The 326-nt window shown below is 53.1% G+C and carries 1 pseudogene; it reads left to right on the top strand.

From position 1 onward, the window contains the following. Positions 1 to 248 (top strand): annotated as a pseudogene (locus EZM41_RS13825) (hypothetical protein); the annotation flags it as partial. Positions 249 to 326 lie beyond the last annotated feature (78 nt).

Raw genomic sequence — 326 nt, forward strand, 5'->3', positions numbered from 1 at the left:
TATCGTCGATCTGCGTGATGGACTCAGCGGCCCAATTGCGAGGCTTACCGTCGGGGCCGATCCTCACGAGGCGGTCATATATGAGCCTCGTGGTCTGGAAATCGTGCGTGGCGGTGGAGACCACTGGCTGTATAGGCATGAGCCAGTTTGAGCCGTTGGTAGATGTAATCCGACCTGGAGAGCCGCGCATCACTTATGGCAACGTATCGCCTGAAGATGCAGAAGCTGCTTTACAAAAAACAGATTGAACGCCTGAAATTATTTCCACCTCGATCATTTCTGCTCATCCAACCAGTCCGCCCACCACTGCATCATCTTTGTCCGTT

The sequence above is a fragment of the Acetomicrobium sp. S15 = DSM 107314 genome, assembly GCF_016125955.1.
In the GTDB taxonomy this organism is placed as follows: domain Bacteria; phylum Synergistota; class Synergistia; order Synergistales; family Thermosynergistaceae; genus Thermosynergistes; species Thermosynergistes pyruvativorans.